The 24,369-nt window shown below is 61.6% G+C and carries 24 protein-coding genes; 11 read left to right on the top strand and 13 right to left on the bottom strand.

Features of this window, described 5'->3' with window-relative positions:
- Both CHEJ32_RS0110230 and CHEJ32_RS0110225 read left to right on the top strand, forming a co-directional pair.
- Positions 1 to 385 (top strand): FAD-dependent oxidoreductase (locus CHEJ32_RS0110230; protein ID WP_028033798.1); only part of this gene is annotated, 385 nt, incomplete at its 5' end.
- 60 nt (positions 386 to 445) lie between these two features.
- Positions 446 to 1,762, top strand: a complete 1,317-nt coding sequence (locus CHEJ32_RS0110225) for a D-serine ammonia-lyase (protein ID WP_028033797.1) — start codon at positions 446 to 448, stop codon at positions 1,760 to 1,762.
- 47 nt (positions 1,763 to 1,809) lie between these two features.
- On the opposite strand, the gene CHEJ32_RS0110220 is transcribed toward CHEJ32_RS0110225, so the two are convergent.
- The 3 genes from CHEJ32_RS0110220 to CHEJ32_RS0110210 all read right to left on the bottom strand — a co-directional run bounded on the left by CHEJ32_RS0110220 (position 1,810) and on the right by CHEJ32_RS0110210 (position 3,666).
- The gene (locus CHEJ32_RS0110220; RefSeq protein ID WP_028033796.1) at positions 1,810 to 2,904 is read right to left on the bottom strand and encodes a 5-(carboxyamino)imidazole ribonucleotide synthase; all 1,095 of its coding nucleotides are present in this window, start codon (positions 2,902 to 2,904) and stop codon (positions 1,810 to 1,812) included.
- Entirely contained in the window at positions 2,901 to 3,398 is a 498-nt protein-coding gene (gene purE / locus CHEJ32_RS0110215) for a 5-(carboxyamino)imidazole ribonucleotide mutase (RefSeq protein WP_028033795.1), read from the bottom strand. Before purE ends, CHEJ32_RS0110220 begins: the two co-directional genes overlap by 4 nt.
- A 64-nt stretch (positions 3,399 to 3,462) precedes the next feature.
- Positions 3,463 to 3,666, bottom strand: a complete 204-nt coding sequence (locus CHEJ32_RS0110210; RefSeq protein ID WP_028033794.1) for a YdcH family protein — start codon at positions 3,664 to 3,666, stop codon at positions 3,463 to 3,465.
- Positions 3,667 to 3,892: 226 nt separating this feature from the next.
- Here CHEJ32_RS0110210 and CHEJ32_RS0110205 point away from each other — a divergent pair, with 226 nt between their 5' ends.
- Positions 3,893 to 4,072 (top strand): YdcH family protein, encoded by a 180-nt coding sequence (locus CHEJ32_RS0110205; RefSeq protein ID WP_028033793.1) that lies wholly within the window; start codon positions 3,893 to 3,895, stop codon positions 4,070 to 4,072.
- Positions 4,073 to 4,180: 108 nt separating this feature from the next.
- On the opposite strand, the gene CHEJ32_RS24360 is transcribed toward CHEJ32_RS0110205, so the two are convergent.
- Positions 4,181 to 5,470, bottom strand: a complete 1,290-nt coding sequence (locus tag CHEJ32_RS24360) for an MFS transporter (protein WP_034658167.1) — start codon at positions 5,468 to 5,470, stop codon at positions 4,181 to 4,183.
- Positions 5,471 to 5,530: 60 nt separating this feature from the next.
- A complete protein-coding gene (locus tag CHEJ32_RS0110195) occupies positions 5,531 to 5,716 on the bottom strand; it encodes a DUF1192 domain-containing protein (RefSeq protein ID WP_156936667.1) in 186 nt (61 codons plus the stop codon).
- A gap of 144 nt (positions 5,717 to 5,860) precedes the next feature.
- Here CHEJ32_RS0110195 and CHEJ32_RS0110190 point away from each other — a divergent pair, with 144 nt between their 5' ends.
- The 7 genes from CHEJ32_RS0110190 to CHEJ32_RS26200 all read left to right on the top strand — a co-directional run bounded on the left by CHEJ32_RS0110190 (position 5,861) and on the right by CHEJ32_RS26200 (position 12,896).
- Positions 5,861 to 6,841 (top strand): NAD(P)H-quinone oxidoreductase, encoded by a 981-nt coding sequence (locus CHEJ32_RS0110190; protein ID WP_028033791.1) that lies wholly within the window; start codon positions 5,861 to 5,863, stop codon positions 6,839 to 6,841.
- Positions 6,842 to 6,885: 44 nt separating this feature from the next.
- On the top strand, positions 6,886 to 7,536 hold the full coding sequence (locus CHEJ32_RS0110185) for a thiamine diphosphokinase (protein WP_028033790.1): 651 nt from the start codon (positions 6,886 to 6,888) through the stop codon (positions 7,534 to 7,536).
- A 2-nt stretch (positions 7,537 to 7,538) separates the two neighbouring features.
- Entirely contained in the window at positions 7,539 to 9,353 is a 1,815-nt protein-coding gene (locus CHEJ32_RS0110180; protein ID WP_028033789.1) for an ABC-F family ATP-binding cassette domain-containing protein, read from the top strand.
- An 87-nt stretch (positions 9,354 to 9,440) separates the two neighbouring features.
- Positions 9,441 to 10,262, top strand: a complete 822-nt coding sequence (locus CHEJ32_RS24355; protein ID WP_051469577.1) for a DUF2066 domain-containing protein — start codon at positions 9,441 to 9,443, stop codon at positions 10,260 to 10,262.
- Between the two features lie 74 nt (positions 10,263 to 10,336).
- The gene (locus CHEJ32_RS0110170) at positions 10,337 to 11,278 is read left to right on the top strand and encodes a tyrosine recombinase XerC (RefSeq protein ID WP_028033788.1); all 942 of its coding nucleotides are present in this window, start codon (positions 10,337 to 10,339) and stop codon (positions 11,276 to 11,278) included.
- On the top strand, positions 11,253 to 12,371 hold the full coding sequence (locus tag CHEJ32_RS0110165; protein ID WP_245261055.1) for a TraB/GumN family protein: 1,119 nt from the start codon (positions 11,253 to 11,255) through the stop codon (positions 12,369 to 12,371). Before CHEJ32_RS0110170 ends, CHEJ32_RS0110165 begins: the two co-directional genes overlap by 26 nt.
- A 78-nt stretch (positions 12,372 to 12,449) precedes the next feature.
- On the top strand, positions 12,450 to 12,896 hold the full coding sequence (locus tag CHEJ32_RS26200; protein ID WP_051469576.1) for a hypothetical protein: 447 nt from the start codon (positions 12,450 to 12,452) through the stop codon (positions 12,894 to 12,896).
- A 122-nt stretch (positions 12,897 to 13,018) separates the two neighbouring features.
- Here CHEJ32_RS26200 and lpdA read toward each other — a convergent pair whose 3' ends face one another.
- The 8 genes from lpdA to CHEJ32_RS0110115 form a co-directional block, all read right to left on the bottom strand.
- Positions 13,019 to 14,431, bottom strand: a complete 1,413-nt coding sequence (gene lpdA, locus CHEJ32_RS0110150; protein ID WP_028033786.1) for a dihydrolipoyl dehydrogenase — start codon at positions 14,429 to 14,431, stop codon at positions 13,019 to 13,021.
- A 38-nt stretch (positions 14,432 to 14,469) separates the two neighbouring features.
- A complete protein-coding gene (gene odhB / locus CHEJ32_RS0110145; RefSeq protein WP_028033785.1) occupies positions 14,470 to 15,750 on the bottom strand; it encodes a 2-oxoglutarate dehydrogenase complex dihydrolipoyllysine-residue succinyltransferase in 1,281 nt (426 codons plus the stop codon).
- Positions 15,751 to 15,785: 35 nt separating this feature from the next.
- A complete protein-coding gene (locus tag CHEJ32_RS0110140) occupies positions 15,786 to 18,773 on the bottom strand; it encodes a 2-oxoglutarate dehydrogenase E1 component (protein ID WP_028033784.1) in 2,988 nt (995 codons plus the stop codon).
- A 115-nt stretch (positions 18,774 to 18,888) separates the two neighbouring features.
- Positions 18,889 to 19,797: a succinate--CoA ligase subunit alpha gene (gene sucD, locus CHEJ32_RS0110135; RefSeq protein WP_028033783.1), complete on the bottom strand. Its 909-nt coding sequence runs from the start codon at positions 19,795 to 19,797 to the stop codon at positions 18,889 to 18,891.
- A 103-nt stretch (positions 19,798 to 19,900) separates the two neighbouring features.
- Positions 19,901 to 21,091 (bottom strand): ADP-forming succinate--CoA ligase subunit beta, encoded by a 1,191-nt coding sequence (gene sucC, locus CHEJ32_RS0110130; protein WP_028033782.1) that lies wholly within the window; start codon positions 21,089 to 21,091, stop codon positions 19,901 to 19,903.
- Positions 21,092 to 21,104: 13 nt separating this feature from the next.
- The gene (mdh, locus tag CHEJ32_RS0110125; protein WP_028033781.1) at positions 21,105 to 22,070 is read right to left on the bottom strand and encodes a malate dehydrogenase; all 966 of its coding nucleotides are present in this window, start codon (positions 22,068 to 22,070) and stop codon (positions 21,105 to 21,107) included.
- A 192-nt stretch (positions 22,071 to 22,262) separates the two neighbouring features.
- A complete protein-coding gene (gene zapE / locus CHEJ32_RS0110120) occupies positions 22,263 to 23,432 on the bottom strand; it encodes a cell division protein ZapE (protein ID WP_028033780.1) in 1,170 nt (389 codons plus the stop codon).
- Between the two features lie 56 nt (positions 23,433 to 23,488).
- Positions 23,489 to 24,025 (bottom strand): protease inhibitor Inh/omp19 family protein, encoded by a 537-nt coding sequence (locus tag CHEJ32_RS0110115; RefSeq protein ID WP_028033779.1) that lies wholly within the window; start codon positions 24,023 to 24,025, stop codon positions 23,489 to 23,491.
- Positions 24,026 to 24,203: 178 nt separating this feature from the next.
- On the opposite strand from CHEJ32_RS0110115, the gene CHEJ32_RS26705 reads away from it, so the two are divergent.
- On the top strand, positions 24,204 to 24,365 hold the full coding sequence (locus tag CHEJ32_RS26705) for a DUF1328 domain-containing protein (protein WP_028033778.1): 162 nt from the start codon (positions 24,204 to 24,206) through the stop codon (positions 24,363 to 24,365).
- The last annotated feature ends 4 nt before the right edge of the window (positions 24,366 to 24,369 follow it).

Here is a 24,369-nt window from a genome sequence, read left to right as displayed (position 1 = left end):
GGAATCGACCGTCATGGACGAAACCTACAAGATCGCGATCACCCGGCTCGGCGACCGCATCCGCGTCGGCGGCATGGCGGAGATTTCCGGCTACACCAACGATCTGGGCCTGGCGCGGCGGCGCACGCTGGAGCATTCCGTCATGGATCTCTTTCCCGGCGGNGATGCCGCAAAGGCCTCCTTCTGGTCGGGGCTGAGACCGATGACGCCGGACGGGACGCCGGTCATCGGCCCGACGAAAATCGAAGGCCTCTTCCTCAACACCGGCCATGGCACGCTCGGATGGACGATGAGCGCCGGCTCGGCGCGCCTCATCAGCGATCTCGTCAGCGGCCGCAAACCCGACATCGATGCGACGGATCTCGCCATCGCAAGATATGTTTGAAGGGAGAAGCCGCATGATTCGGTTATTTTCGAAGGAGGGCGCTGACGGCGTGTTGTCCACATGACCATTCAGTTGCCAGACATTCCGGCCCGCGCCGATGTGCTCGCTGCCCGTCCTACGCTTTGGACGAACCCCGCCTATCGTCCGGGCGCAGTCGAGGATCCCGCGCTGCCGGTGCGTGCGGCTCAAGTTCTCGAGGCGCAGCAGAATTGGGAAAGGTTCGCCCCGCTCCTCGAAATTTGCTTTCCCGAGTTGAAGGCCAGCGGCGGCCGGATCCGCTCCGAACTGATCGAATTGCAAGGCCTGTCCGCAGCTCTCGGTTATGGCGGAGAAGAGTTCGGCCGTCAGTTCATCAAGGCTGACGGGGACCTCCCGGTCGCAGGATCGATCAAGGCACGTGGCGGTGTGTATGAGGTCTTCGTCTTCGCCGAGCAATTGGCAAGAAAGGAAGGTCTTCTCAAGCAAGGCGATGACATAAGACGTTTGGCGGAAGATGATGCACGTGCCCTGTTCTCGCGTCACACGATCGCGGTGGGAAGCACCGGCAATCTTGGCTTAAGCGTCGGCGTGGCAGCCCGCGCCCTGGGCTTTAAGGCGACGGTGCATATGTCATCGGATGCGAAGACCTGGAAGGTCGACCGCCTGACGCGGCTGGGAGTAGACGTCGTCAAGCACCAGGCCGATTACACGACCGCCGTCGAGAATGCGCGGCTTGCCGCCGAGCAGGACCCGTCGATCTATTTCGTCGACGACGAACAATCGCAGCACCTGTTTTTCGGCTATAGCGCCGCCGCCCTGGAACTAAAGGAACAGCTGCGCGCTCGCGGGGTCCAGGTCGATGCAGAGCACCCCCTGTTCCTCTATCTGCCCTGCGGAATAGGTGGCGCTCCGGGCGGCGTCACTTTTGGCGCCAAGACCGTGTTCGGCGACAATGTTCATTGCTTCTTTGTCGAACCTGTCCAATCCCCTTGTGCGCTCGTGCATATGATGAGCGGTTCGGAAGAACTGGTTTCCGTGTACGATGTCGGTCTTACCAACAAGACGGAGGCCGACGGCATGGCTGTCGCGCGCATGTCCGCCTTCGTGGCAACCGTTATGCGCAACATGCTCGCTGGCGTTTTCACCGTTTCGGACGAGGATCTGTTCCGCTGGCTGCAACTTGCCCACTCCATCCTGGGCCTGCGGCTCGAGCCCTCCGCGACCGCCGCATTCGCCGGACCCGGCTTTATCGTCAGCCATGCCGAGGGCAGGGCGTTTTGCAAAGAAATGGGCCTGGGGGAGAATCTCGCCAACGCGACGCACATTCTCTGGACGACGGGTGGCTCCTTTGTTCCGGACGACCAGTTTGCCGCCTTTCTTAATAAGGCGGGCTCATAAATACGGGCGCTTCGCTGGCCAGGCACGCTTCTGGCGCCGAGTGCGTCTTAGCCGATTTGGTCGCCGCGTGGCCGGATACGCGTGAAATGGCCCATCTTGCGACCCGGTCTCGCTTCCGCCTTTCCGTAGAGCTGAAGCATGAGATCGGCCTCGGCGAGTAAAGCGGGCGCGCGATCCTGGTCGGAGCCGATGAGGTTTTCCATCGTGCAATCGGAATGGCGTGCCGTGCTGCCCAGCGGGAGTCCGGCAATGGCTCGGATATGCTGCTCGAACTGGGAAATCGCGCAGGCGGCCTCCGTCCAGTGGCCCGAATTATGCACGCGCGGAGCGATCTCGTTGACGAGCAAGGAGCCGTCCGGGAGTACGAAGAATTCGACCCCGATCACGCCGATATAGTCCAGCGCTGAAAGGATGGCGTAAGCCGCCTCCCTAGCCGCATCAGCCGTTTCGTCCGTGATCGCGGCAGGAACGGTTGATTGAAAGAGAATGCCGTTCCGGTGGATGTTTTCTGCGGGGTCGTATGCGGCCAGCGTCCCATCGAGCCCCCGCGCGGCGATGATGGAAATTTCCCGCTCGAAGGCGACAAGTCCCTCGAGAATGAGAGGCACAGCCCCCATGGCGGCCACCACACCCCCGGCATCCCCCGGGCGGGCCTGTCGGAACACGCGCTGTCCCTTGCCGTCGTAGCCCAGGCGCCTTGTCTTGAGCACGCCGTTGCCGCCGAACCGCACGAGCCCCTGCGCCAAGTCGCCTTCGTTATCGACGGACACAAAGGGAGCGGTTGGGATACCGATCGTGTTGAGGAAGATCTTCTCGGACAAGCGATCCTGTGCGGCCTCCAGCGCTTCGGCGGAAGGATGGAGCGGAACGCGGTCGGCGAGGGATCGCGCGGCCATCACGGGCACATTCTCGAATTCGTAAGTGACCACGTCACTGAGCTTTGCGAGTTGTTCCAAAGCCCTGCCGTCGTCGTAGGACGCAACGATGTGATGGCCGACGACCTCTGCCGCAGGACAGGCCTTATCAGGCTCCAGCACCACCGTGTGGTATCCGAGGCGCGCAGCGGCCATTGCGAGCATCCGCCCGAGCTGGCCGCCGCCGACAATACCGATCGTGGCGCCTGGCGCGAGCGGCTGGTTCATGCGTTGTCCTTCGGGTGCTCGGCAACTTCGGCGGTCTGGCGCGCACGCCAGGCTTCGAGCCGCCCGGCGAGCGCATCATCGGAAAGCGCCAGGACTGCGGCCGCCAGAAGCGCCGCGTTTACCGCGCCAGACCGGCCGATGGCCAAAGTACCTACCGGAATTCCCGCAGGCATCTGGACGATGGAAAGAAGCGAATCCTGGCCCGATAACGCCTTCGATTCCACCGGCACGCCGAAAACAGGCAATGGTGTCAGCGCCGCCGTCATGCCCGGCAGGTGCGCGGCGCCGCCGGCACCGGCGATGATGGCCTTAAAGCCAGCGGCCTTGGCGCCCTTAGCGAATTCGTAGAGGCGCTCGGGTGTGCGGTGCGCGGAAACGATCCGCACGTCCTTGGAGATCTCGAGCGCGTCGAGCGTGTCCGCTGCATGCCGCATCGTTTCCCAGTCCGATTGGCTTCCCATGATGATTGCGACATCAGTCTGCTGCCGATCCATGCAGAATTCCCTTGATTTGAAGTCAGCTCTCTAGCCCCCAGTGCGGCGCCGGGAAAGCGGAACTTCATGCGATGATGTCTGGAATGATCTTGTCTTCGAGCTGTTGAATGCGATCTCTCAGCGCGAGCTTCTTCTTCTTCATGCGCTGGATCTGCAGGGGATCGCAGCCGGAGGCGATCATCGCGTTAATCGCCGCATCGAAATCGGCGTGGTCCTGCTTCAGACGGGCGAATTCAAGGCGAATCTCAGCCTGTTCCTGTTCCGACATTCTCACGATCTGTTTTGACTCCGGCAGGGATACGGCGCAGAGCGCCGGTGCCGTCCCAAACCGGAACAGGCACCCCCTCTCTCTATCACATTTCAGGGAGTGGATAAATGCTACCCTTTAACATTCGACATCCGGCGCCATTGGTGGCAGACTGTCATCGTACCGTCATGGAACAAGGGCGGGAGCATTCCGGGCGGTTCACCAGGAACCAAGGAAGGAGGCACCCATGTCGCTTGAAACCCATCTTGCCGAGCTTCAGCGTAAGCATGTCGACCTGCAGCGTGAAATCGACGATGCGATGACGCATCCCTCCGTCGATCCGCTGGAGATCGCGAAGCTGAAGAGACGCAAGCTGGCCATAAAAGACGAGATGGAAAGACTCAGGGACCTTCAGACCAGGCACTGATTTGCTGAGCCGATATCAAGGTTCGGGATAACTTCTCTTCCTGGCGTTTGACCAACGCGCCAGGAAGCTCGAAGAATCTCTCCAGGATCAACCCGTAGGACTCGCGCCTTACGCGGCAGTTTCCACTTTTTCGTTTTCTGCCTCTTCCGCTTGCTCCTCGCCGGCATCGGCTCTGGGATCGAGCATCACGCTTTGAGGTGTGGCAGCGGGCTGGGCAGCCGGGATCGTCTGGAAGGTTTCCTTCTCCTGCACGGGCACCGGCGCACGCCGCGAAATCCGAACGAGCGCGTAAATCGTGATGCCCAGATGGGCACCCGCGGTGGCGAGGAAGAGGCTTTCCGGACGCAGCCACTGCATGAACAGCCCGGCGAAGATTGGCCCGGCCATGGTGCCGATTCCGTAGAGAAGCAGCAAACCGCTCGAGACTTTCACGAAATCGTTCGCCGAGGCATGGTCGTTCGCATGCGCGACGGAAATCGGATAAAGAACATAGGCAAGCAAGCCGTAGAGACCCGTCATCGTGATGATGACGCCGCCGATGCGCGGAGCGGTCACGAAAATTGCAAGGCCAATTAGAGCCGCACCGAGCGAGCAGCCCGCAAGTACAAACCGGCGGTCCGTATGGTCCGAGATTCGGCCGATCGGCACCTGTGCAACTGCGCCGGCAACCACTGCGACGCTCATCATGACGGCTATCTGGAAGGTGGAGATGCCGACCTCGGCCCCGTAGACAGCTCCCAATGTTCCCCAAGCGCCATTGGAGATGCCGACGAGCAGGCATCCGAAGACGGCCACCGGCGAGTTGGCATAGAGATTTCGGAAGTCGATCTTCACATCTGCCAAGGGCGCCGGCGTCACGGCGGTGGAAATCGCAGTCGGCAGCAGCGCCAGGCAGAAGAGAATACCGGTGAGCATAAAGAGGATCGGGGTCGTCACGTCCCCGAGCGTCACCACCATCTGCCCCGCCATGATGGAGGCGTAGGTGACCATCATGTAGAGGCCGAAGATCCTTCCGCGGGTTTCATTGGTCGAGCGTTCGTTCAGCCAGCTCTCGATCACCATGAACGCGCCGGCCATCGTGAAGCCGGTGAAGGCGCGCAGGATGAACCAGACGATCTCGTTGATCCAGATGCCGTTGACGAGCGATACGATCGCCCCGGTCGCGGCAAAAGCACCGAAGGCGCGTACATGTCCGACGCGGCGGACGAGCCGGGGCCCAAGATAGCATCCGGCAATGAACCCGCCGGCCCAGCAGGTGCCGAGAAAGCCCAGCGCAGTGGTGGAAAAACCTTCGTACTGGCCGCGCAGTGGAATGAGAAGGCCGAAGAGCCCGGAGCCGCTCAAGAGAAATGCGGTTCCCAAGAGCAGGGCAACAATCGATCCGACGGAGGAAAGCATATGTGAGTGCCTTTCTCAGGCCGGCTGCCGCCATGCGGCCCCGGATGAATGAACAGCCGGTCAGCTGCGGCGGAAAAGCGCTTCGGCCGCGGCTTTCGTGGAATCCTTCGAGCTCAGCTCCTGTTCCAACCGCGCGATCTCGTCGCGGAGCAGGCCGATCGTCCGCTTTAGCTCCTCAACTGAAAAGGTCGAAAGATCTTGGCCGATTGTGTATTGGGGTGGCCGTGCCACCGCATCCTCGTCCATAATCCCCATCCGCAATTCTTTGCCGCAAGCGCAAGACGACAATACATAACCGGCTGGGAGCGAGGCAATGCATTCCTGCCGGCGCAGTGAGGAAGATTGCAGAAAGAAGGCTTTGCTATGACGTCGAACGACATCCCTGAAAAGATGATGGCGGTTGCCATCATCGAGCATGGCGGCCCGATGGTGCTGAAACCCGAAGAGCGGCCAGTGCCCAAGCCCGGCAATGGCGAGATCCTGATCCAGGTCAAGGCTGCTGGCGTGAACCGGCCAGATGTGGCGCAACGAAAAGGGACATATCCTCCTCCACCGGGCGCTTCCGATCTGCCCGGCCTGGAAGTCTCCGGTATCGTTGCGGCTATTGGCGAAGGCGTGGAACGCTGGCGCATCGGCGATGAAGTTACCGCGCTAACGCCGGGCGGCGGCTATGCGGAATACTGCCTTGTCCATGGAACCAACGCGCTGCCCATCCCGCATGGGTTCACCTTCACCGAGGCGGCTGCCCTCCCTGAGACGTTCTTTACCGTCTGGCACAATGTTTTTGAGCGGGGTGGCCTCCAATCCGGCGAGACGCTTCTGGTCCATGGCGGGTCGTCCGGCATTGGCACGACCGCGATCCAGTTGGCCAGCCAGTTCGGAGCGACGGTGATCGCAACCGCCGGTTCGGCGGAAAAATGCGAGGCCTGCATCAGATTGGGTGCGGCTCGAGCGGTGAACTACCGCGAGGAGGATTTCGTGTTGGCCGTAAAGGAGGCGACCGAAGGTCGCGGCGCGGATGTCATCCTGGACATGGTGGGCGGCGGCTATGTCGATCGCAACTATGCGGCCGCGGCCATGGACGGGCGCATCGTGCAGATCGCGTTCCTGAGCGGATCGAAGACGGAGGTGGATTTCTCCAAGCTCATGGTAAAGCGCCTTACCCATACCGGATCGACACTTCGCCCGCGCAGCGTCGAGTTCAAGGCGCACATAGCGGCTGAACTCGAAGCGAAAGTGTGGCCTCTGCTTGCGGCGCGGAAGATTGCGCCCGTGATGGATACGATCTTTCCCCTGCGCGAAGCTTGGCGGGCGCATGAGCGAATGGAGGAGAGCAGCCATATCGGCAAGATCGTGCTCGATGTTGCCTGAGAGGTGCTTTCGCTGGAAATGGCGCGCGTGGTAAGGCCCGGCTCATGAGCCGATTTGTCATCCTGTTGGGCGGCGATATTCGTCCCACCCCGCAACTTCGCGACCGTTTGGCCGGGGCGCGTGTGATCGCCGCCGATTCGGGAATGCGCCACGCAAAACCGCTTGGTGTGCGGCCGGAGCTCTGGGTGGGCGACTTCGACTCATCCTCGGTCGAGGAGGATGGCGCGGAGTTCTCCGACGTCGCTCGCGAAGTCTATCCCGCCGACAAGAACAAGACCGACGGCGAACTCGCGATAGAAACAGCCCTTGATCTCGGCGCGACCTCGCTGGTGCTTGTCGGCGCGTTCGGGGGCATGCGGCCGGATCACGCATATCTGCATCTCGCCCTGGCGGTGAAGCTTGCGGAAGAGGGCGTGACTACCCTTCTGACAAGCGGGAGCCAGGAAGGGACACCGCTGCTCAACGCGAAGCGCTACACTTTCGGCTATCCGGACGGCACGCTGTTCAGCATTCTCGCCTTTACCGAACTTTCGGGCCTCACGGTGGAGGGCGCCAAGTGGCCGCTCCATTCGGTTGAAGTTCCCTTCGGATCCTCCCTTATCCTTTCGAACGTCGTGCGCGGCGAGCTTGCCGTGGTGCTCGAACGAGGCCGGGCACTTCTCGTCGCCGACTTCTTTGCAAACGGAAACGCGTGAACGTGGCACCTCCTCTTCTCAAGCTTGACGATATTCGGCTTACCTTCGGCGGTACACCGCTGCTTGCTGGTGCATCCCTGATGATCGGACCAGGGGAGCGCGTAGCGCTTGTCGGCCGCAACGGCTCGGGGAAATCGACGCTGCTCAAGATTGCCGCGGGACTTGTGGACCCTCAGGAAGGCGAGGTTTTTCGTCAACCCACAGCCACTCTGCGCTACCTGCCCCAAGCCCCGGATTGGCAGGGTTTCGAGACCGTGCGTGCCTATGTGGAGGCCGGTCTTGGTCCGGCGGATGACATGAACCGCGTTGCGCTGGTGCTCGACAAGCTGGGGCTGACCGGTGAGGAGGCGCCGGCCTCGCTCTCTGGGGGCGAGGCCCGGCGTGCTGCTCTTGCCAAAGTGCTTGCTCCGCAGCCGGACCTGCTGCTGCTCGACGAGCCCACCAACCATCTCGACTTGAACACGATCGAATGGCTGGAAGACGAGCTGCAGCGCTCCGCCTCGGCGGTGGTGGTCATTTCGCACGACCGCCGGTTCCTGGAGAAGGTGAGCCGCGCAACGGTATGGCTCGATCGCGGGGTGACGCGGCGCCTCGAAAAGGGCTTCGCCCATTTCGAGGATTGGCGGGACAAGCTCCTCGAAGAGGAGGAGCGGGAGCAGGAGAAGCTCGGACGCCAGATTGCGCGCGAGGAGCATTGGTTGCGCTATGGCGTGACCGCGCGGCGCAAACGCAATGTGCGCCGGCTTTCCGAGCTTCATGAACTGCGGGCTCGCCATCGCAATTATCGTGGCGCCGAGGGCGTCGCTACGATGCGTGCGAGCGACGCCGCATTGTCCGGGAAGCTCGTGATCGAGGCAGAAAACCTTACAAAAAGCTTCGGCGACCTCACGGTGGTGAAAGATTTCTCGATCCGGATCCTCCGCGGCGACAGGGTGGGCCTTGTTGGTCCAAACGGGGCGGGTAAGACCACCCTGCTTAAATTGCTCACCGGTGCATTGGAGCCGGATGAGGGCAAGGTGCGGCTGGGGGCGAATCTCGATATCGCAACGCTCGATCAGAACCGCGCTGCGCTCGATCCGAACGAAACGCTCGCGCATTTTCTGACCGACGGCCGGGGCGAGACCGTGGTGGTCAATGGTCAGGAACGCCATGTCGTTTCCTATATGAAGGACTTTCTCTTCAAGCCGGAGCAGGCGCGTACGCCCGTGCGCGAGCTTTCCGGCGGAGAGCGGGCGCGGCTGGTGCTGGCGCGGCTTCTTTCGCGTCCTGCGAACCTGCTGGTTCTCGACGAGCCCACCAACGATCTCGATATGGAAACGCTAGATCTGTTGCAGGAACTCGTGGAAGGCTTTCCAGGCACCGTGATCCTCGTAAGCCATGACCGTGATTTTCTTGATCGCACGGTAACGAGCACCATCGCGCCGGCCGGCAATGGTCGCTGGATCGAGTATGCGGGCGGCTATTCCGACATGATGGCGCAGCGGAAGGGAGAGGAACTCGACCGGCGCAAGATACGCGCCGCACAAGAATCCTCGCGCGGCGTGCAAGGGCAAGCCGAGCCCCAAAGGCAAAGTGCAAAGAAGCTCTCCTACAAGCAGAAATTTGCGCTCGAAACCTTGCCCGACCGGATTGAAGCGATCTGCGCAGAGATTGCGCAGCTGGAGGAAAAGCTTGCGGACCCCATGCTCTACTCGCGCGATGCCGCCGCTTTCGCTAAACTCTCGCAAGAACTCGACCGGAAACGCGCGGAGCGCGAGCAAATGGAAGAAGAATGGCTGGAGCTCGAAATGCTGCGCGAGGAAATCGAGGGCGGATAGCCACCGTATGCATACCTCTTATGAGGTATTCTCGCCCAAACCGTTTCCCCGTGTTATGCAGACATTTTGATTCACGCGGGGGCGGCGATGCGCGATTTTTCTTGGCCAGTTCGAACGCTTCTTACCGCGCTCCTAATACTGTTTTCGCTTCCCCGGGGCGCGTTCGCCTCGGTGGATACACAAACGCTCTACCGCGCCACCGTGGTCATCACCGGTAATTTCGAGCACGAAAAATTGAGGGGGTTTGCCGAGTCCCTGGAAGAGGTCCTCGTCAAGGTTTCCGGCGATCCGGATCTCGCCGGTTCTCCAGAGGTGGTCGCTCTGGCTGTCCGTGCTGCGGAGTTTGTGGAAAGCCACGAGCTGGTCGATCGCATGGCCGGTATTCCCGCGCATGACGAGCAGGGCACGCGCGAGAGGCCGCATCTGCTGACCGTCGTTTTCTCGAAGGAAAAGATCGATGGAGCCTTGCGGGAACTAGGACGCTCGCCCTGGCTCGAGCGGCCCACCATCGGCCTCGCCATCGGCGTGGACAACGGCACAAGGCACTTTTTGCTCACACGGGGAAGCGATCTCGGTTCCGACCATAGGCAGACGCTTGTCGATATTGCTGAAGAACTGGGGCTGCGGATCAGCTTTCCCGGCGAGCAGGAGATTGCGGTCGAAACCGCCGTTTTAGGAAACGCAGTCCCAGAGCAGCTTGACGATCTGCGCAGGGCGTTGAATTCCGAGGCGTTACTGGCGGGCTCTCTCGTCTGGAACGAGCGGGCATTTCGCTGGTCTTCGCAATGGCAGCTTGCAACGGGAGACATGCTCGAAAATTGGGAAGCCGAGAGCATCTCCTTCGATTCGGTGTTCAGGAGAACGCTGGAGAGCGCGATGCGCGTGCTTTCCGGAGCTGGGAAGCCGTAGGGGACCTCGGCATCTTCACGCAACGATAACCCTGTATCCGCTATCACGTCGGCTCCGTCGCAGGAGTGAAGCCGATGAGCGAAGAGTTTCTCATTTCTGCAAAACCCGACCTGCAGAAAGCGCGTGCCGATTGGCTTGCCTCGCTTAAGGAAGAGAGACGGCTGGCACGGCTGACCCTCGAGGCGTATGAGCGCGATACGCGGCAGTTCCTGCAGTTCCTGACCGGCCATTGCGGCGGTGCCCCGGGACTTTCGGATATTGCAGAAATGCGCCCGGCCGATCTGCGTGCGTTTCTTGCGGCGCGACGGGCAGACGGAGCTGGCGCACGCACGCTTGGCAGGGGGCTTGCGGGGATACGCTCGCTTCTTCGCTTTCTGGAAAGAAAAGGGCTCGCCAATGCCGCGGGCGCGGGCGCCCTCAGGGCACCCCGGGCGCCCAAGGGCCTGCCCAAGCCCCTTACGGCCGCCGATGCGAGGCGCGTCGCATCAGGGGAGGGGCAGCTTGCGGAAGAGCCTTGGATCGCGGCCCGCAATGCGGCAGTGCTTGCCCTTCTTTATGGATCCGGCCTCCGCATAGGAGAGGCTCTCGGGCTCAAGGGGGCCGACATTCCCGCGATGCGCTCCGGTTCGCTGCGCGTTACCGGCAAAGGAAGCAAGGTCCGGATCGTTCCGGTCTTGCCCGTGGTAGCGGAAGCCGTCGCCGAATATCAGCGTCTCTGCCCCTATCCGCTTGGCAATGACGCTCCGCTCTTTCGCGGCGCGCGCGGCGGCCAGCTGCAGCCGGCGATAATCCAGCGAGAGATGCGCAAGATGCGCTCCGCGCTCAATCTGCCGGACACCGCGACCCCCCACGCTCTACGTCACTCCTTCGCCACGCATCTGCTCGGGCGCGGCGGTGATCTGCGGGCCATCCAGGAGCTTCTTGGGCATGCGAGCCTCTCGACAACGCAGGTCTATACAGCCGTCGATACGTCGAGACTTCTCGAAATCTATGAAAAAGCCCATCCAAGGGCGTGAACAGACAATTTTGCCGTTTTCGCGCTATATCGCTCTGCGGATGAACCAGTTTCACTTCCGATCCAGTCAGTTGAGGTGGCTCGCCGCCGCCATCTTGGCCAGTTTCCTGTCCTTCTTCTTTTGGGGGCTGTTCTTAGCTGGCAAAGCACGGGCGGAGGAAGCGGTCTGTCAGGGCATCGACCTCGTCGCAGAACTCGCCGAGCAGGACCCGGTCTTGCTGCAAAGGATCAAGGCGGAAGCTGCTTCTATACCCAACGGCGATCGCCTTCTCTGGCGTGTTGAGAAAGGCTCGTCGAAGCCCTCCTATCTCTTCGGCACGATGCACGTGACGGATCCGCGCGTAACGGAACTGCCGCGCTCCGCGAAAGATGCATTCACCGCTGCCGAGACCGTGGTGATCGAAACGACGGATATTCTGGACAAGCAGGCCATGATGGCGGCCATGGCGGCAAAGCCGGAGTTGATGATGTTTCCGGGCAAGGAGACCCTTGCGGACCATCTTTCCGCCGAAGAAAGCCAGATCGTCGAGAAGGCGCTTCAAGAGCGTGGGATGTCATTGCAGAGCGTGGCGAAGATGAAGCCATGGATCCTCATCTCCCTCGTTTCGCTGCCTGAATGCGAGATCAAGCGTCAGCAGCAGGGTACGCCGGTTCTCGATGCCAAGCTCGCCATGGAGGCAAAAGCGGCCGGCAAGCAAATCGCCGGGCTCGAAACGGTCGAAGAGCAGCTTTCGGCCATGGCTTCATTGCCTATGGAGCTCCACATCCAAGGCCTTGTGGGCACGCTCGCACTGGGCGACCGCATGGACGACCTGATCGAGACCATGATCTCGCTCTACCTGGCGGGCGAACCAGGCATGTTCCGCCCGGCGCTCAGCGAACTCCTTGAGCTCGAGGGGCGGGAGGAGGCGGATTACGCCGAGTTCGAAAAGCGGATGGTGGAAATGCGCAACCATGTCATGGCCGAACGCGCTGAGCCTTTGCTGGAAAAAGGTGGCGCCTTCATCGCGGTCGGGGCCATGCATATTCCCGGCGAAACCGGTCTGGTGAGCCTGCTGCGGCAAGCGGGATACCGAGTGACCCCTGCCGATTAGCCGCCTCATAGGCACGAAACGGAACCCTCCGCAGCCAAATGGCGTTAACTGCCCAAAGGATAACGGAGATCGGTTCCGATGAGCAATTATGATCGACCCACGAACGCGCCGGAAAATGATCCGCGTGTAACCCCGGCGGGCGCGGCGCCCACCAGCAATCAGACCGTCGTCCGCTCAGGCGGTAGCGGAAGCACCTTCATCGTGGTGGCCGTTTTGGCTGCGATCGTTGTGATCCTGCTCCTGGCCTTCGGCGGCTCCTCCTTCTTCGGCGGCCGCGATACCGCAGTGGCGCCGGGCGATCAGGACACGGTGGTCGTGCCCGGAGGCGGCGACAACAACACGACGGTCAATCCCGCTCCGGGCGGCACCACCGCAACCCCGCCTGCCGATACGACTCCCGCTGCACCGGATACCGGCGGCAGCACTACTGGTGGTAGCACCACAGGCGGCGGCACGGCTCCTGCAGCCCCGCAAGGTGGTACGACCACTCCTGCTCCGAGCACCCCTGCCCCTGCCGGCCAGTAATATCTCGGCTTGGCTGGATACGAGAATGGCCGCGATGCATTCGCGGCCATTCTTCTTTGAAGGATCTCTGCAGGCCGGCAGCGACCTGCGTGCCGGCACACTTTTTTGAAGGGCCGGGCGGGCTAGCTGTGGATCGGCTTGAAGAAGGTTGCGAGTGCGGCTTCCTTGACGGCTTCCGACATGGTCGGGTGTGCATGGCAAGTGCGCGCAAGATCTTCCGACGAGCCGCCGAATTCCATCAGAACGGCCGCTTCGTGGATCATCTCGCCCGCCCCGAAGCCAAGGATATGAACGCCAAGCACGCGGTCGGTCTTCTTGTCCGCGAGCACCTTAACGAAACCGTCCGTATGAAGCATGGAGCGGGCTCGCCCGTTGGCGCTGAAGGGAAACTTCCCAACATTGTATTCGATGCCGGCCTTCTTCAGCTCTTCCTCGGTCTTGCCCACCGACGCAACTTCGGGGCTCGTATAAACCACCCCGGGAATGACGTCGTAATTCACGTGACCCGCCTGGCCGGCGATAATCTCGGCGACGGCGACACCCTCGTCCTCTGCCTTATGAGCAAGCATCGGGCCCGCGATGACGTCTCCGATCGCATAGATGCCCGGAACATTCGTTCGCAGATGACTGTCCGTCTTCACGCGGCCGCGCTCGTCGAGCTCGACGCCTGCTTCCGCGAGGCCCAGCCCGTCGGTATAGGGTTTGCGCCCGGTGGCAACCAGGACGACATCCGCATCGACCGTTTCCGCCGCGCCGCCCTTGGCCGGCTCGAAGGTTACCGAGGCGCCGTCCTTGGTCTTGGAAACGCCGGTCACCTTTGCGCCCAGCTTGAACTCGAAGCCCTGCTTGCCCAGCATGCGCTGGAACTGTTTTGCCACCTCGCCGTCCATGCCGCCGAGGATGGTGTCGAGATACTCGATCACTGTTACCTTCGCGCCAAGCCGCGACCAAACGGAGCCTAGCTCCAGCCCGATAACGCCGCCGCCGACCACGATCAGGCGGTCCGGGACGTTGTCGAGTTCCAACGCGCCGGTGGAAGAGACGATCACCTTCTCGTCGAACTTGACGTCGACGCCCGGAATGCCCGCTACGTCCGAACCGGTGGCGATGACGATGTTTTTCGTCTCGACCGTCTGGTCCTTGCCGTCGTCGCCGGTTACGACGACCTTACCGTCGCCGGCGATCCGGCCTGTGCCGCGGAAGACGTCAATCTTGTTCTTCTTGAACAGGAAATCGAGGCCTTTGACGTTCTGTTCGACCGTCTTGTCCTTGTGAACCAGCATCTTCTTCAGGTCGAATTTCGGCGTGCCCACCTCGATGCCGAGATCGGCGAAGGAATGCTGCGCCTCGGCCAGCATCTCCGTTGCGTGCAGCAACGCCTTGGACGGGATGCAGCCTACATTGACGCAGGTTCCACCATGGTTCGGCCGCTTCTCCACCACGGCCGTCTTCAGGCCGAGCTGTGCGGCCTTGATGGCGCAGACATAGCCGCCGGGGCCGGTTCCGATCACGACGACGTCATAGGTGTCGGGCATGAAAATCCCTCACTTGCTTTAGGAGAAATCGGCGAGGCTTAGAGATCGAGCACCAGGCGTTCCGGGTCCTCCAGAACCTCTTTGACACGGACCAGGAAGGTGACGGCTTCCTTGCCGTCGACGATGCGATGATCGTAGGAGAGCGCCAGATACATCATCGGGCGGATGACGATCTGTCCGCCGACGACCATGGGGCGCTCCTGGATCTTGTGCATGCCGAGGATGCCGGATTGTGGCGCATTGAGGATCGGCGTCGACATCAGCGAGCCGTAGACGCCGCCATTGGAAATGGTGAAGGTGCCGCCCTGCATGTCGGCCATGGAGAGCTTGCCGTCACGAGCCTCCATACCAAGCCGGCCGATCTCCTTCTCGATCTCGGCGATGTTCATGCGGTCGGCATCGCGCACGACCGGCACCACCAGGCCCCGGTCCGTACCCACGGCGACGCCGATGTGGCAGTAGTTTTTGTAGATGATATCCGCGCCGTCGATCTCGGCATTGACGGCCGGGATCTCCTTGAGCGCGTAGCAAACGGCCTTTGTGAAGAAGCCCATGAAGCCGAGCTTCACGCCGTGCTTCTTCTCGAAGAGATCCTTGTACTTCTTGCGCAGGTCCATGACCGCCGACATGTCCACCTCGTTGAAGGTGGTAAGCATTGCGGCGGTGTTCTGCGCGTCCTTCAGGCGCCGGGCGATGGTCTGGCGCAGACGCGTCATCTTCACGCGTTCCTCGCGCACCTCGTCCTCCGGCGTGGAAGGCGCGCGGGCGATCTTGGGCATTTCCGTCGGCTGGCTGGGAGCGCCGCGGCTGCCGCGCTCGATGGCGGCGAGCACATCGCCCTTGAGGACCTGGCCGTCCTTGCCGGAGCCCGCCACCTCGTCGACGGACATCCTGTTCTCCGCCAGGAGCTTGGCAGCGGAAGGTGCCGGCGGACGATCGCGCTGCTCAATCGGCGGCTCGCCGCCGACCTTGGCCGTCTTCTCGATTGCCTCCGCGGTGCTGGAGGCGCCGGAATTGCCGGCTGCCTGAGAGACCGCGTCCTTCTTTTCCCCTTGCGCGGGGGGCTGCTTGGCCGCGCCGCCGCCTTCTCCGATGGAGCCGAGCAATGCGCCGACCTCGACGGTCTCGCCTTCCTTGACGGCAATCTCCTGCAGCGTGCCCGCGGATGGTGCGGGCACTTCCACCGTCACCTTGTCGGTCTCGAGTTCGACGAGCGGCTCATCGACGGCGATCGGATCGCCGACCTTTTTGAACCAGCGGCCGATGGTGGCCTCGGTGACGGATTCGCCCAGGGTGGGGACGCGGATTTCGGTAGCCATTGTTCTCAATTTCCGTTGGTTCGTTCGCTCGTGCTTCAGCCGCCCAATGCGTCTTCGAGGAAGGCCGCGAGCTGCTCCAGATGCTTCGACATGAGACCGGTCGCGGGCGAAGCGGCAGCTGGCCGGCCGGCGTAGCGCACGCGCTTGTGCTTGGCCTCGATGTGCTGCAGGACCCACTCCAGATAGGGATCGATGAAGGACCAGGCGCCCATATTCTTGGGCTCTTCCTGGCACCACACCATCTCCGCATTGCGGAAGCGCGACAGCTCGGTAAGCAGGGCCTTCGCCGGGAACGGGTAGAGCTGCTCGACGCGCAGCAGGTAGATGTCGTTGATGCCCCGCTTCTCACGCTCTTCATAAAGGTCGTAATAGACCTTGCCGGAGCACATGACGACGCGACGGATCTTCGAATCTTTGACGAGCTTGATCGGCTGGTTCGAAAGATACTGCGCATCGTCCCACAGCAGCCGGTGGAACGTGCTCTCTCCCGACATCTCGGCGAGCGTGGAAACCGCCCGCTTGTGGCGGAGCAGCGACTTCGGCGTCATCAGGATCAGCGGTTTGCGGAAATCGCGCTTCAGCTGACGGCGCAGGATGTGGAAGTAGTTGGCGGGCGTGGTGACGTTCGCCACCTGCATGTTGTCTTCCGCACAGAGCTGCAGGAAGCGCTCCAGGCGCGCCGACGAGTGCTCCGGTCCCTGGCCCTCATAGCCATGCGGCAGAAGGCAGACCAGGCCCGACATGCGCAGCCACTTGCGCTCGCCCGAGGAGATGAACTGGTCGAAGACCACCTGGGCGCCATTGGCGAAGTCGCCGAACTGAGCCTCCCAAAGGGTCAGTGCTCGGGGCTCGGCCAGCGAATATCCGTATTCGAAGCCGAGCACGGCCTCTTCTGAAAGCATCGAATTGATGACTTCATAGAAGGCTTGCTGCGGGCCCAGATGGTTGAGCGGGATATAACGGTTCTCGTCGCGCTGGTCGTAGAGCACCGAGTGACGCTGCGAGAAAGTGCCGCGTTCCGAATCCTGGCCTGAAAGGCGCACCGGATTGCCTTCGAGCAGGATGGAACCGAAGGCGAGCGCCTCGGCAGTGGCCCAATCGAGGCCCTCGCCGGTCTCGATCATCTGCTTGCGGTTGTCGAGGAAGCGACGGATCGTGCGGTGGACCTCGAAATCGGCGGGCACTTCCGTCAGCTTCTTGCCGATTTCCTTGAGGGTCTTCACCGGCACGGCAGTCTTGCCGCGGCGCTGTTCGTCCTCATCGTCCGCCTTCTTCAGGCCAGACCACGCGCCATCCAGCCAGTCGGCCTTGTTGGGCTTGTAGGCCTGACCGGCCTCGAATTCAGCCTCAAGCGTGGCCCGCCACTCGGCTTTCATCTGGTCGACGTCGTCCTTGGTGACGAGACCCTCTTCGATCAGCTTCTTCGAATAGATCTCGACGGTCGTCGGATGCGACCGGATGGTCTGGTACATGATCGGCTGCGTGAATGCCGGCTCGTCGCCCTCGTTATGACCGAAGCGGCGATAGCAGAACATGTCGATGACGACCGGCTTGTGAAAAGCCATGCGAAATTCGGTCGCGACCTTGGCCGCATAGACGACGGCTTCCGGGTCATCGCCGTTCACGTGGAAAATCGGCGCCTCGATCATCTTCGCCACATCTGAAGGATAGGGCGAGGAGCGCGAGAAACGCGGATTGGTCGTGAAGCCGATCTGGTTGTTGATGATGAAGTGCACGGTTCCCGCCACGCGGTGACCGCGCAGGCCGGAAAGCCCGAGGCACTCCGCCACCACGCCCTGCCCGGCGAAAGCCGCGTCGCCGTGGAGCAGAAGCGGCATCACACGCACGCGCTCCGACAGCGGGACGATCTCGTCCCGCGTGCGGCCGAAAAGCTGGTCCTGCTTGGCGCGTGCCTTGCCCATCACGACGGGGTCGACGATTTCCAGATGCGACGGGTTCGCTGTCAAGGACAGGTGCACCTTGTTGCCGTCGAACTCCCGGTCGGAAGAGGCGCCGAGGTGATACTTGACGTCGCCCGAACCCTCCACTTCGTCCGGCGCGAAGGATCCGCCCTTGAACTCGTGGAATATGGCGCGATGCGGCTTGCCCATGACCTGGGAAAGCACATTGAGGCGCCCGCGATGGGCCATGCCGAGCACGATTTCCTTCAGGCCCAGTTGTCCGCCGCGCTTGATGATCTGTTCCAGCGCAGGGATAAGCGATTCGCCACCGTCGAGCCCGAACCGCTTGGTGCCCTTGTACTTGACGTCCAGAAACTGCTCAAAACCTTCCGCCTCGATCAGCTTTTGCAGGATCGCCTTCTTGCCATTGGCGGTGAAGGCGACACCCTTGTCCGGCCCCTCGATGCGCTCCTGGATCCACGCCTTCTCCTCGGGATTGGAGATGTGCATGAACTCCACGCCGAGCGTGGAGCAATAGGTGCGCTTCAGGATCGCCAGCATCTCGCGGATGGTGGCGGTTTCCAGACCCAGGACATTGTCTATGAAAATCGGCCGGTCGAAATCGGCTTCCGTGAAGCCGTAGGCTTCAGGGGAGAGCTCGTTGTAATCGTCGATCGGCTTTGCAAGGCCGAGCGGATCGAGATCGGCATGAAGGTGACCGCGCATGCGATAGGCGCGGATCATCATGATCGCGTGCACGGAATCACGTGTCGCCTGATAGATCTCGGCTTCGGAAAGGGAGACGCCGCCTTCGGCCGCCTTCTTCTTGAGCTTGAGATTGATGTCGCCTTCGAGCGCCGCCCAATTGCCATCGAGCGCGGAAACGAGTTCGCCATTGGCGACGAGCGGCCATCCCTTCTTCTTCCAGGAGGCGCCTTCGGCGCTCTTCTTCACATCGGCAGCATTGTCCTTGAGCTGGCTGAAGAAGGCACGCCAATCCGTGCTGACGGAATTGGGATCGCTCTCATAGGATGCGTAGAGATCCTCGATATAGGCGGCATTGCCGCCATAGAGGAACGAGGTGATGGAAAAATCTTCGTTGGCCTGGTTTTGCCGCGCCATATCATGCCGAAGCTTTTGGCTTCGTCTCCTTTTTACGCGAATGGGAAGTAGCGAATAGCGAGTAGGGGTGTTCTCGCGCTCCCTGGATCTTTCTCTATTCGCTACTCCCTATTCGCTAATCCTTGATTGCCTCGACCAGAGTTTTCCCAAGACGCGCCGGAGAGGGCGATACCTTGATGCCCGCCCGCTCCATCGCCTCGATCTTGTCCTCTGCTCCGCCTTTGCCGCCGGAGATCACTGCGCCTGCATGGCCCATGGTGCGCCCTGCGGGTGCCGTGCGGCCGGCGATGAAGCCCGCCATCGGCTTCTTCCGCCCGCGCTTCGCCTCGTCCAGAAGGAACTGCGCCGCATCCTCTTCTGCGGAGCCGCCGATTTCGCCGATCATGATGATGGATTTGGTTTCGTCATCAGCAAGGAACATTTCGAGGATGTCGATGAATTCCGTACCTTTCACGGGATCGCCACCAATGCCCACTGCAGTCGTCTGGCCGAGGCCTTCATTGGTGGTCTGGAACACCGCCTCATAGGTAAGCGTGCCGGAGCGCGAAACAACACCCACGGAACCCTTCTTGAAGATGTTGCCCGGCATGATGCCGATCTTGCATTCTTCCGGTGTCAGCACGCCGGGGCAGTTCGGGCCGATCAGGCGCGACTTGGACTTTTCCAGCTTGGCCTTCACATGGACCATGTCCATCACCGGAATGCCTTCCGTGATGCAGACGATGAGCGGGATTTCCGCTTCGATCGCCTCGATGATCGCTGCCGCGGCCCCTGCCGGAGGCACGTAGATGACCGTAGCGTCGGCGCCCGTCTTCTCCTTGCCCTCGGCCACGGTGGCGAAAATCGGCAGTTCGGCAGCGCTGTCGAGCCCGCTGCGCCACATCTCGCCACCCTTCTTGGGATGGATGCCGCCGACCATCTTCGTGCCGTAATAGGCGAGCGCCTGCTCGGTATGGAACGTGCCGGTCTTGCCCGTCAGCCCCTGGACGAGGACCTTGGTATTCTTGTCGACGAGAATGGACATTCTATCTCCTACAGCCGCTTCAGCCCGGTGAGGGATTCACCCTCCGGCATTGCATCCAATGTCGCGGGCGGTCCCGGGTCTCTTCCCAGGCCGCCCATATCTTCTACTTCACCGCCGCCACGATCTTCTTGGCGGCATCATCCAGATCGTCTGCCGGGATCACATTGAGGCCGCTATCGGCGATGATCTTCTTGCCGAGTTCGACATTGGTGCCCTCAAGCCGAACGACCAGGGGCACCTTGAGGCCGACTTCCTTCACGGCCGCGATCACGCCTTCCGCGATCACGTCGCAGCGCATGATGCCGCCGAAGATGTTGACCAGGATGCCCTTCACATTGGGGTCGGCGGTGATGATCTTGAAGGCCGCCGTCACCTTCTCCTTGGAGGCGCCGCCGCCCACATCGAGGAAGTTGGCGGGCTCCGCGCCGTAAAGCTTGATGATGTCCATCGTCGCCATGGCGAGGCCCGCGCCGTTCACCATGCAGCCGATATTGCCGTCGAGCGCGACATAGGCGAGGTCGTATTTGGAAGCCTCGATTTCCTTCTCGTTCTCTTCCGAGGTATCGCGCAGCGCGACCACGTCTTCGTGGCGGAAGAGCGCGTTGTTGTCGAAGGAAACCTTCGCATCCAGGACGCGCAGGTGCCCGTTCTCCATCACGATGAGAGGATTGACCTCAAGGAGGCTCATGTCCTTCTCGGTGAACGCCCTGTAAAGCGTCGGGAAGAGCGTCTCGCCGTCCTTCGCCGCCGCGCCTTCGAGCTTCAGCGCCTCGCTCAGCTTTGCCACGTCATCCGCCGTCACGCCCTTTTCCGGGTCGATGGGCAGCGTCAGGATCTTCTCCGGCGTCTCCTCGGCCACAGCTTCGATATCCATGCCGCCTTCGGTGGAGACGACAAAGGCAGGGCGGCCAACGGTGCGATCGATCAGGATTGACAGATAGAGCTCGCGGGCGATATCGGCTCCGTCCTCGATATAGAGGCGGTTCACCTGCTTGCCCTCAGGGCCGGTCTGCTTCGTGACGAGAGTGTTGCCGAGCATCTCACGGGCGTTCGCCACCACATCCTCGACGGATTTGGCGAGCCGCACGCCGCCCTTGGCATCGGGCGAAAGCTCCTTGAACTTGCCCTTGCCGCGTCCGCCGGCGTGGATCTGGCTCTTCACCACATAGAGCGGCCCAGGCAGGTTCTTGGCCGCAGCTTCCGCTTCTTCGGGCGTGAAAACAGCCACGCCCTGGGCGACCGGTGCGCCATATCCCTTCAGGAGTTCCTTGGCCTGATATTCATGGATGTTCATGGAGGGGAACTCCCTAGTTCTTCAGATTCGGGGCGATCTCGCCGCATGCCTTGCACAGGGCTTCGACCGCGGCGACCGAGCTCTCGAACATCTTCTGCTCGGCCTTGTTGAGGTCGATTTCGATGATGCGCTCGACGCCGCCAGCGCCGATCACAACCGGCACACCCACATAGAGATCCTTGATGCCATACTGGCCAGACACGTGCGCTGCACAGGGCAGAACGCGCTTCTTGTCCTTCAGATAAGCCTCGGCCATCGCAATGGCGGCGGAAGCCGGTGCATAATAGGCGGAACCGGTCTTGAGGAGACCGACGATCTCGGCGCCCCCGTCGCGCGTGCGCTGCACGATCTGGTCGATCTTCTCCTGGGTCGTCCAGCCCATCTTCACGAGGTCCGGGATCGGAATGCCGGCGACCGTGGAATAGCGCGTGAGCGGGACCATGGTGTCTCCGTGGCCGCCCAGCACGAAACCCGTCACGTCCTCGACCGACACCTTGAATTCTTCGGCCAGGAAGTAGCGGAAACGGGCTGAGTCGAGCACGCCGGCCATGCCGACCACGTGGCTCTTCGGCAGGCCCGAGAATTTCTGCAGCGCCCACACCATCGCATCAAGGGGATTGGTGATGCAGATGACGAAGGCGTTCGGTGCGTATTTCCTGATGCCGGCGCCGACCTGCTCCATGACCTTGAGGTTGATGCCAAGCAGATCGTCGCGGCTCATGCCGGGCTTGCGCGGCACGCCTGCCGTCACGATGCACACATCCGCTCCTTCGATGGCTGCATAGTCGTTCGCGCCGAGATATTTGGCGTCGAAGCCCTCGACCGGCGACGACTCGGCGATATCCAAGCCCTTGCCCTGCGGGATACCTTCAGCGATGTCGAACAGGACGACATCGCCCAGTTCTTTCAGACCGACGAGATGGGCGAGCGTGCCGCCGATCATGCCCGAGCCGATGAGAGCGATTTTGTGGCGAGCCATGTTTGGAGATCCCCTTTCAAAAACGCCGGCACCTTCAGGAAGAAGTCCGGCAAAAATGCGAGCGCGGTAGCCGATCAGAAATCCCGCATGCCATAATGCCGCAGGCAAAAAAATACAACCGATTCTTTTGACCCAAGTTTTTTCAATCGTTTAGATAGTTCCGGATTTACGTAAACGTAAATCAGTCCAGGCTCAGACCGTCGCTGTCCCGGGTTCCGACGGGTGGGACAACCAATCACCGCTCTGCATTTCGACGAGCCGGGAGGCCGTCCGAGCGAATTCGAACTGCTCGGTGCCCGACACCGCTTGATAGAGCTTGTCCGGTTCTTCCTCCGCCGAAAGGAAAAGCCGTTTGCGGTTATCATAGAGCGTGTCGATGAGGAGGATGAATCTTTTGGCTTCGTTCCGCCTGGAATGATCCATGGCAGGCACGTGATCGATGAAGATCGTATCGAAATGCCCCGCAATGGCCATGTAGTCCCTGGCGCCGAGAGGCTTGCTGCAGAGATCGGCGAATGAGAAGCGCGCCGCGCGGGCCACAGCGCGGGGGATGATCACGCTCCGTCCCTTTACGACCAGCCTCTCCTCGTTTCCTGCCTCACCGTCGGTGGCGGTCAACCATGCCTCGTCCATCATCCGGTCGGCCTTGGGCCCGAGCGGCGTGATATAGACGGGAAGCCGATTAAGCTTTTCCAGGCGGTAATCCGTGCCGTTGTCGAGCCGCATGACCGCGGCGTGGCGCTTCAGGATTTCGATGAACGGTTCGAACAGGCCGCGGTTGAGGCCATCCCGATAGAGCTCATCCGGAGCCACATTGGACGTCGCGACGAGCACCACGCCCTCCGCGAACAAGGCGGAGAAGAGGCGCGAGAGGATCATGGCGTCCGCAATGTCCGTCACGCTGAATTCGTCGAAACAGAGAACCCACGCCTCGCGCGCCAGCGCGGCTGCGACGGGCGGTATAGGATCGGTCCCGCGCGCCTCTCCGGTTTTCAATGCAGCACGATGACGGGCGATGCGGTCATGCACATCGGCCATGAAGGCGTTGAAGTGAACGCGCCTCTTTCCCCTAACCGGGACAAGTTCGAAAAAGAGGTCCATGAGCATGGTTTTGCCGCGCCCGACCCCGCCAAAAACATAAAGCCCGGTAACGGGCTCCCTGTTTCGGCGGCTTTTGGCGAAAAGCCAGCCGAGCGCGCTCGACTTACGGGCGAGGCGGTGTTCAGCGATGCGTTCGATCAGCCCATCGAGGGCAGCAGCCACCTTCTCCTGCTGTGCGTCGCGGGTGACTGCCCCGGTTTCGACCAGATGGACATAGCGTTGGGCAACGGAAAGATGGGTTTTTACGTCACGCAGGGACATAGGCGAAGCGACACCTTGTACGGTCTTCGGCAAGTGGTCGTCGCGCCCGTATCAGCCTAGCGCGAGACCGAAACTGGCGTACCCCCTGCCGTCTGTCCATCGAGCCGGCCGCCTCCGCTGGAATAAAGCCGTGCGATGGTATTCCCGTTTTCGTCATACATGACGACCTGATTGCCCGAAAGATCCCAGGCACGCATGTTGGCGAGCTCGTTCGAGCATCCGCGGGTACCGCCGCGCGAGGAGTTTCCATATTTGGTGAGCGTCAGGAACATCTGGCACGACGATCCGCCGGAATTGACGCTCCAGGAGCCAAGAAGGCTGTTTTTCTCGATCGGCGCGGCCGAGGCAGCAGCGGCCGCCTGTGCGGCTGGATCAACGGCCGCGAGGGTTGTTCCCGCCTGATCCGGGGTTACGGGTTGCATGCCGGGCTGGGCAGGCGGCGGCAACTGGCTGCCCGTGATCGTGCCGGAGGGAGCGGCCGGCAATGGCTGCGGTTGGCGCGCGGGCACGGGATTGATCCTGTCCGACTGGCAGCCCGCCACGGCAAGCGCCAGAAAAGAAATCGCGAAAACTCCGGTTTTCGAGTGCGGCATTCCTCTCTCCGTTGTGGGCTACCCCAATGACGCCCCGGCTCATCCACCCAGGCGAGGACGGAAAACTATCACAAACCTCTATAGTTAAGAACCGGTTATCAACCGGGAAATTCGCGGGCGCGGAACTGGCCCCACAAAAAAACGTTAACGCATCGATTTTCGAAAGCGAGGATTCCCGATGCTGAAGTGGATACTTATTCTTCTAATCGTGGCAGCCGTTGCCGGCCTGCTCGGCATGAACAGCCTGGCGGGAGCGGCAATGACGGGGGCGAAGATCCTGATTGCGATCGTCCTGATCCTGTTCCTGCTCGCGGTGCTCGGAATTGTCGCGATAGCCTGACGCG

It is taken from the genome of Chelativorans sp. J32, assembly GCF_000518985.1.
GTDB lineage: Bacteria > Pseudomonadota > Alphaproteobacteria > Rhizobiales > Rhizobiaceae > Chelativorans.
The sequence above is the reverse complement of the archived record's forward strand: the minus strand, read 5'-3'. Positions and strand labels throughout refer to the sequence as shown.

Excerpts from the sequence above, each read along its gene's own strand:
- sucD (WP_028033783.1), bottom strand. The coding sequence starts at position 19,797 with ATGTCCATTCTCGTCGACAAGAATACCAAGGTCCTCGTCCAGGGGCTG.
- CHEJ32_RS0110225 (WP_028033797.1), top strand. The coding sequence starts at position 446 with ATGACCATTCAGTTGCCAGACATTCCGGCCCGCGCCGATGTGCTCGCT.
- purE (WP_028033795.1), bottom strand. The coding sequence starts at position 3,398 with ATGGATCGGCAGCAGACTGATGTCGCAATCATCATGGGAAGCCAATCG.
- CHEJ32_RS0110165 (WP_245261055.1), top strand. The coding sequence starts at position 11,253 with ATGAAAAAGCCCATCCAAGGGCGTGAACAGACAATTTTGCCGTTTTCG.
- CHEJ32_RS0110190 (WP_028033791.1), top strand. The coding sequence starts at position 5,861 with ATGATGGCGGTTGCCATCATCGAGCATGGCGGCCCGATGGTGCTGAAA.
- CHEJ32_RS0110140 (WP_028033784.1), bottom strand. The coding sequence starts at position 18,773 with ATGGCGCGGCAAAACCAGGCCAACGAAGATTTTTCCATCACCTCGTTC.
- CHEJ32_RS26705 (WP_028033778.1), top strand. The coding sequence starts at position 24,204 with ATGCTGAAGTGGATACTTATTCTTCTAATCGTGGCAGCCGTTGCCGGC.
- CHEJ32_RS0110195 (WP_156936667.1), bottom strand. The coding sequence starts at position 5,716 with ATGGACGAGGATGCGGTGGCACGGCCACCCCAATACACAATCGGCCAA.
- CHEJ32_RS24355 (WP_051469577.1), top strand. The coding sequence starts at position 9,441 with ATGCGCGATTTTTCTTGGCCAGTTCGAACGCTTCTTACCGCGCTCCTA.
- zapE (WP_028033780.1), bottom strand. The coding sequence starts at position 23,432 with ATGTCCCTGCGTGACGTAAAAACCCATCTTTCCGTTGCCCAACGCTAT.
- CHEJ32_RS0110205 (WP_028033793.1), top strand. The coding sequence starts at position 3,893 with ATGTCGCTTGAAACCCATCTTGCCGAGCTTCAGCGTAAGCATGTCGAC.
- CHEJ32_RS0110210 (WP_028033794.1), bottom strand. The coding sequence starts at position 3,666 with ATGTCGGAACAGGAACAGGCTGAGATTCGCCTTGAATTCGCCCGTCTG.
- lpdA (WP_028033786.1), bottom strand. The coding sequence starts at position 14,431 with ATGCCCGACACCTATGACGTCGTCGTGATCGGAACCGGCCCCGGCGGC.
- CHEJ32_RS26200 (WP_051469576.1), top strand. The coding sequence starts at position 12,450 with ATGAGCAATTATGATCGACCCACGAACGCGCCGGAAAATGATCCGCGT.
- sucC (WP_028033782.1), bottom strand. The coding sequence starts at position 21,091 with ATGAACATCCATGAATATCAGGCCAAGGAACTCCTGAAGGGATATGGC.
- odhB (WP_028033785.1), bottom strand. The coding sequence starts at position 15,750 with ATGGCTACCGAAATCCGCGTCCCCACCCTGGGCGAATCCGTCACCGAG.
- CHEJ32_RS0110220 (WP_028033796.1), bottom strand. The coding sequence starts at position 2,904 with ATGAACCAGCCGCTCGCGCCAGGCGCCACGATCGGTATTGTCGGCGGC.
- CHEJ32_RS0110185 (WP_028033790.1), top strand. The coding sequence starts at position 6,886 with ATGAGCCGATTTGTCATCCTGTTGGGCGGCGATATTCGTCCCACCCCG.
- mdh (WP_028033781.1), bottom strand. The coding sequence starts at position 22,070 with ATGGCTCGCCACAAAATCGCTCTCATCGGCTCGGGCATGATCGGCGGC.
- CHEJ32_RS24360 (WP_034658167.1), bottom strand. The coding sequence starts at position 5,470 with ATGCTTTCCTCCGTCGGATCGATTGTTGCCCTGCTCTTGGGAACCGCA.
- CHEJ32_RS0110115 (WP_028033779.1), bottom strand. The coding sequence starts at position 24,025 with ATGCCGCACTCGAAAACCGGAGTTTTCGCGATTTCTTTTCTGGCGCTT.
- CHEJ32_RS0110170 (WP_028033788.1), top strand. The coding sequence starts at position 10,337 with ATGAGCGAAGAGTTTCTCATTTCTGCAAAACCCGACCTGCAGAAAGCG.